Source organism: Oceanobacillus alkalisoli, from assembly GCF_021556485.1.
GTDB lineage: Bacteria > Bacillota > Bacilli > Bacillales > Amphibacillaceae > Oceanobacillus > Oceanobacillus alkalisoli.
This window is the reverse complement of sequence record NZ_JAKGBW010000006.1, coordinates 166667-182414: the sequence shown is the minus strand read 5'-3', so window position 1 is coordinate 182414 and position 15748 is coordinate 166667. Positions and strand designations below refer to the sequence as shown.

Below are 15748 nucleotides of genomic sequence, written 5' to 3'. Positions count from 1 at the left end.
TTTCTGTTATGCAAAGCAGTGATCCCATTCTTTCAAGCTGTGAAAGGAATGGAGGAGACAGGTGCAGAATAGTTTAGCAGGAAATAAGAATTTTGTACTCTTAGTCGGCGGCCAAGTTGCTTCTTTAATGGCTACCTTGATATTGCGCTATTCGTTTGCATTATATTTGCTAGAAATGACACAATCAGAAGTACTTTTCGCTTCAATTATTGCGATTGCCTATATCCCGTCTGTTGTTCTCACTCCAACATCGGGCGTATTCTCGGATTGGTTTAATAAGAAATATTTAATGGTGATTTACGACGTATGTAGTGGACTGCTAGGATTTATCGGAATCTACATGGTGCTTCAGGGACAAATGGATGTTTTATCCGTCACAGTAATTTTATTACTATATTCAGTAATTAGTGGTATGTACACTCCATTAGTGAGTTCATCGATTCCTTTACTTGTAGAAGAGGAGCAAATTGTAAAAGCAAACTCGGTGAACACATTGGCGACAACATTTGGAAACTTATTCTCCCCCTTAATTGTTGGGATTATTTATGGTTTTTTTGGTTTAGAGTTTATTTTATCCATCGTAACTTGCATCTTTTTCATTGCGGCATTTTTTGAATGCTTCATTGTGATGGATAAGCCAGAGGAGCATAAAAAAACGTGGAAGCAGTTTTTTATCGATTTTAAATCCGGTCTCGAATTTTTGAAAAACGAGAATCTCGTGTTGGTCATCGCCATTGTGTCTTTATTGGTGAATTTGATTATCATGCCGCTTTATACGATAGGTATTCCTTATATCACAAAGGAAGTTTTACACTTTACAGATATTCAATTTGGTATCAGTGAAGCTTCTATTATTCTAGGGCTGATTGTCGGAGCAGTCTTAGCGAATAGTTTCGAGAAGCATAGCTTAAGAAAGTTTATTATCGCTGCACTCTTTCTAGCTGGAATTTCTGTCGCAGGAAAGGGGCTTACCATTTTTTCCGCTGGTTATATTGAACAAACGATTTATGTCCTGCTACTTTTATGTGGTGTATTACTAGGAATTGGTGCGATTTTCGGCATTTTAAACGTAAATTTAAACGCTGTGATTCAAAAAATGACACCGAGGCATTTGCTGGGGCGAGTAAATTCTGTTGTAATTGCCCTTGTGACAGCTGTTATTCCACTAGGACAATTTTTAATTGGATTCATGTTTGAACAGTTTGCTGCTTATACAGTCGTGATGATATATGCAGGAATCTTGATGATGATTAGCTTGCTTTTCTTTCTATACTTCAAATGGAAACCTATGAGTGGGTGAAAAATAAACATGGAAATTTATTACTGCAAGATTGACGGTACGATGACGGATCGTATAATCGAAAAGTGGCTCCAGATCACAAAAAAAGAACGAGTGAAAAAGATAAAAGATAATCTCCAGAAGAAACAATCTTTGCTTGGGGATATGATAACCAGAACAGTTATTAGCAGAAAATATGCTATTCCTTTTCAAGAAATCAATTATGTTTATAATGCTTATAGAAAACCATCTATTGATGTGGTGGATTGCCATTTTAATTGTTCTCATTCTGAAAAAGGTGTATTTGTAGCTTTCGATAATCATCCAATCGGAATTGATGCTGAAAAAATTATCCCAATCGACTCTTTTCTTGAATTGAGTGAAATGATATTTACAAATAAGGAAAGGAACTATGTAGTGAATGGGATAAAAATGAAGCAACTAGACCGTTTTTATAAACTGTGGACGATCAAAGAAGGCTATGTCAAGCTGTTAGGAATGGGATTACATTTACCATTAAATCAAATTGAAATTGATTTGGATCAACAAATTGTATCAGATGAATCAAGAAATAACTTTCCGTCTGCGCATTATTTTAGTTCAAAAAAAGATGATTATTTAATTTCAGTTGTGTCAGAAACCAATAAATTTAATAGTAGGATTCAAGAACTGACGATAGAGGAAATTGTGGATTACATTGATAAGCCTGTTAGATTGAATCTGAAGACATAAAGTGAAACTTCACTTAGTGGAGGGTTTCTTTCTTCCCCACTAAGTGTTAGTTGAACAGAATCAGGGATTTACGGACTGTTTATCCTCCAACTGCACATTTTGAATTACCCTTCTATTTAGAGGTGGGGGTATTGCTATTAAAATCATTAGCTCTTCCGCAAACACAAAAACCTCTCTATGTACCCTTCTCATATAGCGAAAATTGTCTATTTCAATATAGTAGTTATAGTTTATTGCTGTTCCCGCTAATCACTGCAATATAAGATAGGAAATGTAAAGGCTCCTGAGTTGTGAGTATTAAGAATAAAGGGAAAGATTAAAGTTTACCATGCTGGGTAAATATTAATATCTTGTTTCTGAAAAAATGATATAAACAACGAGGAGCTGAACAAGTTGAACATCTTATTGACATCAACAGCAAGAAGGATAGACTTGGTAGGTTTTTTTAAAGACGCTTTAAAAAAAGCTGAAATCGAAGGGAAAGTAATTGTTGCTGATCCTGAGTACAATGCCCCGTCGCTCCAAGCGGGGGACGAAAACTATGTAATACCTGAACAAACGGATACCAATTATATGGAAGCTATTATCGAGATTTGTAAGAAACATGATGTGGACTGTCTAGTCCCATTGAATGATTGGGAAGTGCCGGAAATATCGGAGCATAAAAAAGAACTCGAGAAATTAGGTGTATCCGTATTTGCACCGAATTCCACTGTTGTAGAAAAGGTTCGGGATAAGGGAAAGTACAAGGAACTGCTGGAACCGTTCGATGTTAAATCTCCGCTTTCCTACTTTCATGTAGAAGATGCAAAGAAAGCATTGGAAAAACAGGAGGTATTCTTTCCATTAATCATGAAGCCCCGTAATGGTTCTGCTTCAATAGGCATTGAAATCATTGATAATGTCGAGGATATGGAATTTGCTTACCAGCACGCTATTCAAGAAATTAAAGAAAGTCCCCTTGCTGGAGATACTTCGAGAAAATCGGAAGATAATATCATTATTCAAGAAGTGATTGAAGGGGATAAATTCAGTGTCGATATGTTTAACGATTTAAACGGTCAGTTCCTAACATCTTTTGCTAGGAAGCAATTAGGGATGAGGGGCGGGGATATTGACCGATGTATTACCGTAAATATACCGGAATTAAGGGATATTGCCGAGCAGCTGGGTAAAGGATTTGGCCATGCAGGCTATATGAACACGGATGTTTATTTTAATGGGACAGATTATTACGTGATTGACATTAATCCCCGATTTGGCGGCGGCTATGCATTTACCCATTTAGCAGGAGCCGATATTCCATCTGCAATCCTTGCTTTAACTGCAGGAGAAGAGATACAAGAAGAGTGGCTGCATCAAAAGCCTAACATCGAGCTGGCACGCCATGACATCGTTGTACCCATAAATAAACGAAAAGTCATGAAGGCACTTGAAGAATAGCATGTATTGTAAAACATTCGTTGAAATTTTAGTAGTAGGAGGGATAAAATGGGTGACCCAATTCCCTTATTAAAAGACCTAATTAAAATAGACAGTTCGACAAAAGCAGGGGCAAACAAGGCAATTGCTTATTGTGAACAATGGCTGGAAAACCAAGGCGTCCCGGTTAAAAAATTAGAAAACCACGGGTTTCATATGCTTGTTAGTGAACTAGGACAAGGTGATTCTACGATTGTTTTAAACGGACACATCGACGTTATCGAAGCAGAGGACAGGCAATTTCAGCCTTATACGGAAGAAGGGAAAATGTATGGTCGTGGTACAGCCGATATGAAAGCAGGAGTGGCCGCTTCAATGGTTGCGGCTGCTCAATTGAAGGATATGGAATTAACATCCAACGTTATGCTTCAGATCGTCCCGGATGAGGAGACTGGTGGCAGGAACGGCACCAAGTATTTAACAGAAAAAGGTTATTTGGGAGACTTTATTATTTGTGGTGAACCAACAAACCTTGGGATTGGCATTCAATCTAAAGGAGTGCTCCAGCTTGATATTACTGTTCCGGGAAAACCCGCACATGGAAGCCGTCCTTGGGAAGGTGCGAATGCAATCACGAAAGCGATAGATCTTTTTGAAGAAATTTTAGAGCTGCCTTTTGCACAAGAAAGTTCATCCATGTTTACGAAGCCCTCTATCAATCTCGCAAAGATCAAAGGAGGAACCGTTTATAATAAAGTCCCGGAAAAGTGTGAGATGTCACTGGATATCAGATATCTGCCGCATCAATCTCTGGAAGATATCGTTCATCAGATTAAGGAAATTACAGACTGCAGCCTTTCTATTCATAATCGCAATAACCCAATCAAGACAAAAGAAGACAATCCTTATGTGGAAGCATTGGGCGAATCAATTAAACGAATTACGCATCTGGAAAAAGTTAATTTATTCGGTCAGCATGGCTCCAGTGATGGGCAGTACTTTACCGAGTACGGAGGCGCCGCTGTAGAATTTGGCCCCATCGGCAGTGATTGGCATGGGGAGAACGAAATGGTTTATGTCGATTCAGTGAGAGAATATCAGGACGTGCTGGTGGATTTTATTTTAAATCTGGAGGATAACTTGCGATAGAAGCCGATAAGCAGAAGAAAAAGGACAGTCCACTTACCGATTAAAACGGTTTAGGACTGTCCTTTATTTTGCTAACTTCTCCCTAAACGTCACGTTCCATAAAATCGCCGTAACTACGATAAGAACCGCTAAATAACCATAAATTGCAAAAGGTAAAAGGGAGATTAAGAAATGTAAAAGCGCAAATATCCCAATAAAAATCATTAACAGGATAACGATACCCGCAGTACCACCGCCTTGCTGGGTCGTTTCAATCGGCTCGGTAAACGGATACTTTCCATTATTAAATAGCCTATAAGCGATAAGCATCTGCAATAAAGCGATGATAAAAACAACTGCTAAATCAGGCAGGATACGAATGGAAAATATCCAGATATAAAGAATCGACAGCACAAAGATAATCGGTAAGTACAGTTTCACAAACATTGCTTTTAAAGCCGCACGATAGACGATAGCATGCTTTTGGATCGGTGTTGTGCGGAAAATCCATGCAGCTTTATATTTCGCGGAATACTGCAGCATATGAACAACGGTCCCAATAATAATAATGGAGAAATAAATCGTTAAAAAGGATTTTCCTTGCCCTAATTCCTCCAGTGTCTGAAAGCTCAAATTGTTAAAAAGGAAGATTAATGGGAATACAAGTGCCATTCCCAATGAAGGGTAAACTTTTAATTTAAAATCTCTTTCCCTGCTTATCATAATCGAAGCAAAGCGGTAAAATGCTTTTTCCTCTTTGCTAAAACAAATTAACTTTTCGAACAGATCATTTGGTGTCCATTTTTTCTTCTTCTTCGTACTTGATTCTTCCATCAGCTTCTGCAAATTCCGTTCGAAAGCCGGCATAGACAAATAATAGAAGAAAATCGATAGGAGCGGTCCTAATATGGCTAAAACAGAAAGAATGATAATCTCTCTCGTATAATTGTGATTTAACACGAGTTCAAATGGTGCACTGAACCATATTGGCGGGATCAATACATGCCACCAGCTAAAGTCATATACATACTCGAAATCTACAACATCGAATAACCTTATAATGATTTGATAGCCGACCACAACTCCCACAGCAAGTAATATTTGCATGTAGTTAATAATATCTTTCAATTTTTCCCCATCGAAAAATCGTAGTACTAGCATATAGATTAATGCAGTGAAAGCTAGTACTAAAAGGTCGATTAATAGAATGATTATAAAAAATAGAAGAAAGTAAATAAAACCTTTTGTAAAAAGAAATACGATTGCTGGTATCGAGATGAATGCCCCAGTAAGCAGCGTCAAGTAAATTGCAACATGAAAAAATTTAGCTGCATGAATCGTCCGATTATCCACCGGCTTTGTATTCAAAATCACTTTATCACGGATATCCAGAAGTACAGAAGAAAAGTCTGAGATTAGTGATGTCGCAAGGATGAACATGGCAACTCCCGCTATGATACTTACCTGGAAAAAATAATTATCACCCAAAAATCCAAATGGAAGAAGGAGAACACCATATATCCCATAAATCCATAATGATTTAAGAAACTGATTCCCTTCCTTTTTCTTTGCATTATTGAGAATGGTTGGAACCCGGCGACCATCCATGGTGAGTTTTATTTCAAGGATTTTTCGCATAACATCATAATTAATATTTAATTTGCGGAAAACCGATTGGAAAATATCAAGCACATTTAAAATACGGATTTCACTCATCTTGCTCATCCTCTGTTACAATAGAGACAATTTTTTTCGCTGTTTCTTGATGTTCATCAAATCCCGTTAATTGATTAAAAATCGCTTCAAGCGAACCTGCCTCACTTTGCTCTTTCAGTTCATCAAAAGAACCATCCGCAGCAATTTTACCGTTCACTAAGAGAACAATGCGATTACTTATCTTCTCAACCACATCCATAATATGAGACGAATAAAAAATCGTTTTACCCTGGTTAGCTAAGGCTTCCAGCATATCTTTAATAACCATCACACTGTTTGCATCCAATCCGCTCAATGGCTCATCCAGAAAAATCAAATCCGGATTATGCAATAGGCTGGAGATGATCAGAACCTTTTGCCTCATTCCCTTAGAGAAAGAGGAGATTCTCGAATGGAAAACTTCTCCCATATCAAATTCTTCGAGAAGACTCAATGCTTTCGTTTCCGCAACTTCCCTGTTCATACCATACATTTCACCGATAAATGTGAGATATTCAGCAGCTGTCAGATTATCGTAAATCTCCGCATTTTCGGGTACATAACCAATTTTTTGTTTATATGTAGGATCACTTGATGCAATATTATTACCAAATATTTCGACGACACCGCCATAACCATCGACTAATCCGAGCATGATTTTTAATGTCGTACTTTTTCCTGCACCGTTTGGGCCGATATATCCGATGATTTGTCCCCGGTAGACTTCTAGATTAATCCCGTTCAAAACGTCTTTGTCGGGATAACTCATTCTGAGATTCTGCAGTGATAATACTTTCTCTTTCATCCCTTTATACCTCGCTTTCCCCTTGTCTGTATTTTCTTCTTCTAACATAACAAGGTGAGAAGCGGAATGCAATGGTGTCTAGAGGTATGAATATAGACATATATATAAAGGATTTGGCACTATTCTTGTTAATGCATATTGATAATTAGGATAGCAATGCTTCAAAGTAAGCAAGATTTTCTTCAAAATCAGGAAGCGTTTTTTCTTCCTCCGCTTTCTTCACCAATCGCACGAGCAAATCATTAAACGGAGTGCTGATGTTCACTTCCTTTCCTTTTGCAGATACGAACCCATTTATATAATCAATCTCCGTTTTTTGTTTCTTCTCAAGGTCTTGCAGCATACTAGCTTTCAGTAAAGCTTGTGGAGCAAATGCTTTTTTCGTAAAGCCAATAGCTTGCGGGAGATTCGCTTTGTCTGTAGCAATATTAAAGATATTTAAATTAAATCCGGCAAGTTCGTCAAACTCGACACCGGATGCAGTACCAACTTTAATCGTTTCATCGGCTAACATGACGGCACTCATTACTGCTATTTCATTCTTTAATACATCCCCATATGCGCAGCCTAATACAGCAGACATACCACTCATCGCAACGTTTACTAATAATTTAGCCCACTTTGTTCCGATTAGATTTGCAGAAATTGTTGTGTTACCTACACCATCAAGGATTCCTTTAATTTGCTGAATGCGCTCTGTAGTTGTTCCATCTAACTCACCGATTTGAAAAGCATTTGCTTGGAATGCCTCCGCAGCTGTCGTTAATTCTGATACTCCAGGCTCGACCCATGTTGCACCAAATTCAACTGATCCGCCTACTATTCGTTTCCTCCCTAGAACAGTTGCTAACGAATCCTCTGGGACCCCATTTTGTAATGAAAGAACGATACTGTCCTCATCTAAGTGGGGTTCAAGGTTTTCTAAAACCTCTGTATTATACATTTGTTTCGTTAATAAAAGTACTAAATCATAATGCCCTTCCATTTTGTCCGGTGTAATTGCCTTTACAGCGATTGTTTCATTTATCGTACCAGTAATTGTAGCACCCGACTGATTCAAGACATCCACATGCGCCTGATTGACATCGATTAACTCGACTAGTTCATTGCGCTTAGAAAGGTAGGCACCAATAATTGTTCCTAAGGATCCTGCACCCATAATCGCGATTTTCATATTATTTCCTCCTAGTTCTTAAGTTGTGTTACCATAGGATAGTATACTGTATTTTTTTGGAAAAATCATGCGTGAGGAATAGATACGTATATTTATAGTTTGATTTAACTTTGATCCCCAGATAACCGATAATAAAAGCGTGATATATGAAAAATTAGAAAAAGGAGATTGGCATGAAACAAGATACATATAACACACAACGCGTTCATAAGGTTAATTTATTTCTGATGATAGCAATCGTTTTACTTTTAGTAGTACCAATTGTTTCTTCACGAGGCGTGGAGGATACGGTTAGTATTATCATAGCGGGAGTATTAGTTATTGTTTTATCAGTTGCTAACTATTTTCTACGGTTTCCACCTTATGTAAAAGGATTAATCTTCGCTTTACTGCCATTAGTTGTTGCAACTGCAATGTTTTATTTAGATGGTTTCGCCTTAAATAAGCATTACATTATTTTATTGTCTATCGCGATGGTGACACTCTATTTTAAAGAAGGCCTTCTACTTATATTTATTGGAGTTGTTAATCTTGCTTTTATCGTAACTTACTTGAGCAAATCGGAAGAGCTGCTCGGAATCGATAGTGATTTTAAAGGATTTATTACGGTACTTGCGTTAATTAATGGGATCATGGTTGCTCTCTATCTCTTGACGAAATGGGGAAGAGAACTAATCGATGAATCGTATCGCAAGGAAATGGAAGCCCAGCGCTTGACAGAGCGATTACAAGCAACGATGCATATGATTGAGGAAAATACGAATACATTGGATGAAAATATCGATCATTTAAACACAAATATTACAACGATTTACGATTCCAGTTACCAAATAAACCATTCAGTGGAAGAAATGGCCGCTGGTATCCAAGAAGAAGCAAGTAGTATCAGTTCCATTAGTGAATCGATGGGTGATTCGGTGGAACGTGCCAATCGGTCGATTTCTATCTCTCAAGATATTGCAAATAAATCAGAGGCGATGAACGAAAACGTGCAAGAAGGCTGGCAGAAGATCAACCAGCTGAATAATCATATGTCCACCGTCAATACTGCGATTAGCACGACTGCTGTCACGGTAAATGATCTGCAGACAAGTCTAGAAACCGTGAATTCGCTCTTACAGGGGATAAAAGATATTGCAGATCAGACGAACCTACTAGCGCTGAATGCTGCGATTGAATCGGCTCGTGCTGGTGAACATGGAAGAGGTTTTGCGATTGTAGCGGATGAGGTTCGGAGATTAGCGGAACAAAGCGCCAATATCACCGTTGATATTGAAAAGGTAACGACTGAACTCTTCGATAAATCGCGAAATGCGCATGATCGATCACTAAAAGGTGAATCTGCCATTAAAGAAGGGGAAAAAATAGTAGAAGAAATTTCTTCTTATTTTGCAGAGATAAGAGATTCTTTCCAATATACAAATGAAGAGCTCGCTACAGGGATGGAAGAAATACAATCATCGACAAGAAACTTTAAAGATATCCAAGCTCAAATAGAAAGTGTAGCAAACATCTCTGAAGAGAATGCATCAGCTACGGAGGAAATTGTTGCTACGATTGAAAGTGAACATGAATTGATTGCGAATATTAATGAGTCGATTGAGGAGATTACGAAGTTGAGTGGGGAGCTGAACCGGATTGTGGTTGAGGACTAGAGAGAAGGATTTTTCATCAATGGGGTGAATGATAAAAAACTGGAGTCGAAAGGCAACCTCTCGACTCCAATTTTTTAATTTCTGATCAAATAATCAAAGGCACCTAACGCAGCTGTTGCGCCAGCTCCCATAGAAATGATGATTTGTTTATAGGCGCTGTCTGTACAGTCACCGGCAGCGAAAATTCCTGGAATGTTTGTTGCACCTTGTTTATCCACGATAATTTCGCCTATTCCCGTTTTCTCGATGGAATCATTCATCCATTCTGTATTCGGCACAAGACCGATTTGAACAAAGACACCATCTAATTCAATATGTTTGTCCTCATTTGCCGCGCGGTCTGTGTAGGTAAGACCGGTAACTTTCGAGCCATCGCCATGAATTTCTTTTGTCGCAGCACTGGTAATTACTGTTACGTTGGGCAGGCTGTGCAAGCGCTCCTGCAATACGGAGTCGGCTTTCAGTTCGTCCATAAATTCAAGCACTGTAACATGTTTCACGACTCCGGCCAGATCGATTGCTGCTTCAATACCGGAGTTTCCGCCACCAATTACGGCAACATCTTTACCTTCAAATAAAGGAGCGTCACAGTGTGGGCAATATGCTACACCTTTTGTTTTGTATTCTTCTTCACCAGGTACATTGACGTTTCGCCAACGGGCACCGGTAGTAATAATAGCTGTCTTACTTTGTAAAACTGCACCATTTTCCAGTTCCACTTCAATGAAGTCATCTTTTTTCTCAATATCTTTCACGCGTTGTGTATTCATGATATCGATATTGTATTCATCGACATGCTGTCTAATGCTGGCAGCGAGCGAGTCACCAGTCGTTTCTTTTACACTGATAAAGTTTTCAATCGAGCTTGTATCGAGAATTTGTCCGCCGAACCGGTCTGTAACCATCCCAGTGCGGATGCCTTTTCTTGCAGCATAGATGGCAGCACTGCCGCCTGCTGGTCCTCCCCCGACAACGAGCACATCATAAGGTTCCTTATCCTCGAACTCGGATTGGTCGGCTGTGCTTCCTAATTGATTTAGGATTTCCTCAAGCTCCATACGTCCGCCGCCCCATTCTTCGCCATTGAGGTGGACGGTAGGGACAGCCATGATATTTTTGCTTTCGACTTCTTCTTTAAAAGCGCCGCCTTCAATCATCGTGTGAGTAATGCCAGGGTTTAAGACTGCCATTACGTTTAATGCCTGTACTACAACTGGGCAGTTATGGCAGCTAAGGCTAACATATGTTTCAAAGTGGTAATCTCCATCGAGCTTTTTAATACGATCAATTAGTTTCTCATCCACTTTTGGAGCCCGTCCACTAACTTGAAGAAGAGCAAGGACGAGGGAAGTGAATTCTTCGCCAAGCGGAAGACCGGCAAATGCAATGCCGGTATTTTCGTCTGGACGGTTAATGCTGAAACTAGGTGTTCGTTCAAGCTTCGTTTTTTCCACTTTAATTTTTGAAGATAGTGCTTCCAGCTCATGAACCAATTCTGTCATTTGAGTGGACAAATCATCCGAACCTGCGCTCAATTTAAGAACGACATCATTTTCCATAAGCCCCATATATTGTTTCAATTGTTGCTTAATATCTGCATCTAACAATAAAAACCCTCCTTATATAAGCTCAAGTGTAGAAAGATTTAAATCTTACCTACTAAGTCAAGGCTAGGCTTCAATGTTTCCTCATCTTCCTTCCAATTTGCCGGACAAACTTCGCCTGGATTTTTACGCACGTATTGTGCAGCCTTGATTTTATCAATCAGCGTACTTGCATCACGGCCAATTCCGTCTGCATTAATTTCAACTGCTTGAATAACTCCATCGGGGTCGATAATGAATGTTCCGCGTTGGGCCAATCCAGCTTCTTCATCCAGAACATTAAAGTTGCGGGAGATTTGCTGTGATGGGTCGCCAATCATCGTATAAGTGATTTTACTAATTGCATCGGAATGGTCATGCCACGCTTTATGAACAAAGTGAGTATCCGTGGAAACGGAAAATACTTCTACACCAAGTTTCTGTAATTCAGGTAGTTGATCTTGAACATCTTCCAGTTCAGTTGGACAAACGAAAGAAAAGTCTGCAGGATAAAACACAACGATACTCCAATGACCTTTCAACTTCTCTTCCGTTACTTCAAAGAAATCTTCTCCAGCTTTATAAGCTTGGGCTTTAAATGGTAATATTTCTTTTCCTACTAATGACATATATATTCCTCCTTTAAAATATATACATAGTGAATATATTCACATACTAATTATAATATATATCATGTAATTGTCAACATTAACAAAGAATTAGTTTATTTATAGGGTGAATTTAATACGTTTTAAGTGTGTTAGAATGTTAAAATGTGCACAATGATGAGGAGGAAGTATTTTGAATAAATGAGTAACTTTTCATTCTATCCGATTCCTACTTACGATTTTGTCGAAGCTTATGGAACAAAAAAATATATTTAGATTCGTTTTTGTCCGACAGTACTCCTTTGTAAGACATATTCACGACTTTATAGCTGTTTTTGTCTGATAGAACACTTGTATGAGACAATTTTATGGGATTTCCATCCGATTGTGTCCGATAGAGCTCGTCTATGAGACATTCTATTAGATTTCCATCTATTTTTGTCTTATAGCCTCTTTCTATGAGACAATTTCAGTAACTTAAAGCAGATTCTGTCTAGTAGAACGCTTCTATAAGACAGCTTCACATGTCCCGAGCCGATTTATGTCCCATAGGGTGCTTTCAATCAAATTATGATTGCTAGGACAACCTTTGGTAATTACATTTTTCGACTTATATAGATGAAGGTCCAGTAAATAAATCACTTTACCTATTGACATTTTAACCTTTCCAAGTCATAATAATATCCATATATTCGAACGGTGACAAAGGATTAGTATGTAGTACTTGCTATGAAAGAGAACGGAATTTATAAGCTGAAAGATTCCGCCGTAGACAACCTGCAGAACCTGCCTTTTGAGTCCCATGCACACACATGGGCGCGAGATCAAGCGTTATTGATAAGTGGAATGTGCATACATTCAAGTAATGGTGGTACCGCGGAAGCAAGCTCTTTCGTCCTTATAATATAGGATGAGGGAGCTTTTTTTGATAGATTATAACGAGATTATTACGGATTAACGGTCTGTAATACCCGCACCTCTAACCATGAGGGAAACCTAAAATGTGAAGGTGGGGGATAAACAGTCCGTAAATCCCTGATTCTGTTCAACTAACACGCAGTGGGGAAGAAAAGGAATCCCCACTGAATGAAGTTTCACTTTATCACTTTATTCTGCAAAGTAATGAGTTAATCGAGTAAACGGAGGAAACAGCAAATGCGTAGACAGCGAATTGTAGTCAAAATCGGCAGTAGTTCACTTACGAACGAAAAGGGTGAAATAGATCAGCAAAAACTGGATGAACATGTTCGTGCACTTGTTGCGCTAAAGGAAGCTAACCATGAAGTAATCCTGGTATCTTCAGGTGCAGTTGCGGCAGGTTTCCGCGGACTTGGTTATTCTTCAAGACCGGTAACCCTAAAAGGTAAACAAGCAGCCGCGGCAATCGGACAAAGCATGCTGATTCAGACATATATTGAGAAATTTAGTTTCTTCGATATAACGGTAGCCTTATTATTGTTAACTAGGGATGACTTTTCAGACCGGGAGCGCTACCGAAATGTTTATGCAACGATGACAGAACTGTTGGAAAGAGGCGCAATACCAATCATCAATGAAAATGACACTGTATCAGTTGAAGAATTGACATTTGGTGATAATGATATGCTATCCGCTTTGGTCAGTGGCTTTATCCATGCCGATCAGCTCATTATATTAACAGATATTAATGGAATTTATAATGGAAATCCGCGAACGAACCCCGCCGCAGTAAAATATGACTACTTAGATGGAATAACAGAAGAGATGATTCAAGATACAGATTCGACTGGATCGAAGGTAGGCACTGGAGGAATGAAATCAAAGCTAATCGCAGCCAAAACCGCAACGATGCTCGGCGTTCCTGTCTTTATCGGGCACGGGAAAGGCCATGATAAACTCATCCAAGTTTTACAAGGAAATGGCGATGGCACGTATATTGCGAGCCATTCCAAAGCTCCAATCAATACGAGAAAACAATGGATTGCGCTCCATTCTGAAGCAATGGGGAGAATTTATGTGGATAAAGGAGCAGAAGAAGCAATATCCAATCAAGGAAGCAGTTTACTTTCAGCAGGAATATTAAAAATAAGCGGGACCTTTGAAAAGGGTGATGTTGTCCATGTGTATGGAATGCATGATTTACTTGGAAAAGGAGAAATAAGCTGTTCATCTGATGAACTCGAGCAGACGATCAAAAGCCATAGCGATAGAGAAAAGGTCACACCATCTATCGAAGTAATCCATCGTGACGGTTGGGTTAGTGTAAAAAAAATAGGGGAGGCATTACCATGAGTGAAGTGATTCAAAAAGGAAAAGCAGCCAAGAAAGCAAGTTATGCCATGTCAAGTGCAACAACAGAGGAGAAAAACGAAGCATTAGCCTTGATTGCGGAACAGTTACGTAAAGACCAAAAGATGATTCTTAGAGAAAATGAAAAGGACCTTACTGCTGGAAAAGAAAATGGTCTCATTTCGTCAGTGTTGGACCGAATAATGTTGAATCAGGAAAGACTGGAAGGGATTGCTGCTGCCATTGAGCAAATTATCGAGCTGAACGATCCAATCGGCGAGGTCCTTGAAACGATCCGTAAAGACAATGGGATGAAAATCGAGGAAAGACGTGTTCCTCTTGGGGTTGTGGCGATGATTTATGAAGCTAGACCGAATGTTACGGTCGATGCGGCAACATTGACACTGAAAACCGGAAATGCAGTCATTTTAAGAGGAAGCTCTTCTGCTAAAAATTCCAATCTGGCACTCGTCAACTCGATTCACCGTGCATTAGAAAAAAGTACGCTACCAGTTGATGCTGTGCAGTTAATTGAGGATACAAGCAGAGAGACAGCCAGCGAATTATTTCGGCTAAATGATTATTTAGACGTATTGATACCTCGCGGCGGTAAAAATCTGATTGATACAGTCGTTCGAGAAGCTACCGTACCGGTAATTGAAACGGGTGCCGGAAATTGTCACGTATTTATCGATCAAACAGCAACGCAACCGATGGCAGAAGAGATTGTTCTGAATGCAAAACTGCAACGCCCATCCGTTTGTAATGCGATCGAGTCGCTTTTAATCGATGCTACCTGGTTCGAGAACCATGGCGAGGAGCTTTTAGAGAAGTTGAAAGCGAACGATGTCCAGATTTATGCTGATGAGCGCGTTCGCGAAAGCTTCCCTGCGGCACAAGAAGCAACGGAAGAAGACTGGGCGAATGAATACCTTGGACATGCCATGAGTGTTAAAGTAGTAGATTCAACAGAGGAAGCAATCGAACATATTAATCAATATGGAACAAAGCATTCTGAAGCGATTATTACGGAGGACAGTCAGCATGCAGATATGTTCTTACAGCATGTCGATGCTGCTGCCGTTTATCATAATGTATCGACTCGTTTTACGGATGGATTCGAGTTTGGATATGGAGCTGAAATCGGGATAAGTACGCAGAAGTTACATGCAAGAGGGCCAATGGGACTGAAAGCATTGACGTCGAGTAAAGTACAAATTACAGGGGACGGGCAAGTTAGAAGTTAATATTTAAGAGATACTGGAAAAGATTTGTTCCGCCATCTCTTGAAGTATATAGGCCAAAGGGGCAGGCTCACTGTTTCTTTGGCCATTTTCTGTCTAGTGCGTTCAAAGGTATGTATACTTAGAGTTTATTAAAAAACTTAATCAGCCTTATA

Annotated in this window: 12 protein-coding genes; 7 read left to right on the top strand and 5 right to left on the bottom strand. The window is 39.2% G+C overall.

All coding sequences use genetic code 11. The features are described from left to right. Window positions 1–61: 61 nt before the first annotated feature. The 4 genes from LZD48_RS08340 to LZD48_RS08325 all read left to right on the top strand — a co-directional run bounded on the left by LZD48_RS08340 (window position 62) and on the right by LZD48_RS08325 (window position 4582). The gene (locus LZD48_RS08340) at window positions 62–1300 is read left to right on the top strand and encodes an MFS transporter (RefSeq protein WP_235762262.1); all 1239 of its coding nucleotides are present in this window, start codon (window positions 62–64) and stop codon (window positions 1298–1300) included. Window positions 1301–1309: 9 nt separating this feature from the next. Further along, window positions 1310–2011 (top strand): 4'-phosphopantetheinyl transferase family protein, encoded by a 702-nt coding sequence (locus tag LZD48_RS08335; RefSeq protein ID WP_235762261.1) that lies wholly within the window; start codon window positions 1310–1312, stop codon window positions 2009–2011. Between the two features lie 393 nt (window positions 2012–2404). Beyond that, window positions 2405–3454 (top strand): ATP-grasp domain-containing protein, encoded by a 1050-nt coding sequence (locus LZD48_RS08330; RefSeq protein WP_235762260.1) that lies wholly within the window; start codon window positions 2405–2407, stop codon window positions 3452–3454. A gap of 48 nt (window positions 3455–3502) precedes the next feature. Further along, on the top strand, window positions 3503–4582 hold the full coding sequence (locus tag LZD48_RS08325) for a M20 family metallopeptidase (RefSeq protein WP_235762259.1): 1080 nt from the start codon (window positions 3503–3505) through the stop codon (window positions 4580–4582). Window positions 4583–4645: 63 nt separating this feature from the next. Here LZD48_RS08325 and LZD48_RS08320 read toward each other — a convergent pair whose 3' ends face one another. From LZD48_RS08320 to LZD48_RS08310, 3 genes are all read right to left on the bottom strand, one after another. Beyond that, window positions 4646–6277, bottom strand: coding sequence for a hypothetical protein (locus tag LZD48_RS08320; protein ID WP_235762258.1), 1632 nt, complete (start codon window positions 6275–6277; stop codon window positions 4646–4648). Beyond that, the gene (locus LZD48_RS08315; protein WP_235762257.1) at window positions 6270–7061 is read right to left on the bottom strand and encodes an ABC transporter ATP-binding protein; all 792 of its coding nucleotides are present in this window, start codon (window positions 7059–7061) and stop codon (window positions 6270–6272) included. Before LZD48_RS08315 ends, LZD48_RS08320 begins: the two co-directional genes overlap by 8 nt. A gap of 145 nt (window positions 7062–7206) precedes the next feature. After that, entirely contained in the window at window positions 7207–8235 is a 1029-nt protein-coding gene (locus LZD48_RS08310) for a ketopantoate reductase family protein (protein ID WP_235762256.1), read from the bottom strand. Window positions 8236–8408: 173 nt separating this feature from the next. Here LZD48_RS08310 and LZD48_RS08305 point away from each other — a divergent pair, with 173 nt between their 5' ends. After that, entirely contained in the window at window positions 8409–9890 is a 1482-nt protein-coding gene (locus tag LZD48_RS08305; protein ID WP_235762255.1) for a methyl-accepting chemotaxis protein, read from the top strand. 74 nt (window positions 9891–9964) lie between these two features. Here the strand turns inward: LZD48_RS08305 and ahpF are convergent, their stop codons facing one another. Beyond that, window positions 9965–11497, bottom strand: coding sequence for an alkyl hydroperoxide reductase subunit F (gene ahpF / locus LZD48_RS08300; protein ID WP_255770952.1), 1533 nt, complete (start codon window positions 11495–11497; stop codon window positions 9965–9967). A 38-nt stretch (window positions 11498–11535) separates the two neighbouring features. After that, on the bottom strand, window positions 11536–12102 hold the full coding sequence (gene ahpC / locus LZD48_RS08295) for an alkyl hydroperoxide reductase subunit C (protein WP_235762254.1): 567 nt from the start codon (window positions 12100–12102) through the stop codon (window positions 11536–11538). A 1134-nt stretch (window positions 12103–13236) separates the two neighbouring features. Here ahpC and proB point away from each other — a divergent pair. Together proB and LZD48_RS08285 are read left to right on the top strand one after the other, a co-directional pair. Beyond that, on the top strand, window positions 13237–14352 hold the full coding sequence (gene proB, locus LZD48_RS08290) for a glutamate 5-kinase (protein ID WP_235762253.1): 1116 nt from the start codon (window positions 13237–13239) through the stop codon (window positions 14350–14352). Continuing rightward, window positions 14349–15596, top strand: coding sequence for a glutamate-5-semialdehyde dehydrogenase (locus LZD48_RS08285; protein ID WP_235762252.1), 1248 nt, complete (start codon window positions 14349–14351; stop codon window positions 15594–15596). Before proB ends, LZD48_RS08285 begins: the two co-directional genes overlap by 4 nt. Window positions 15597–15748: the final 152 nt, after the last annotated feature.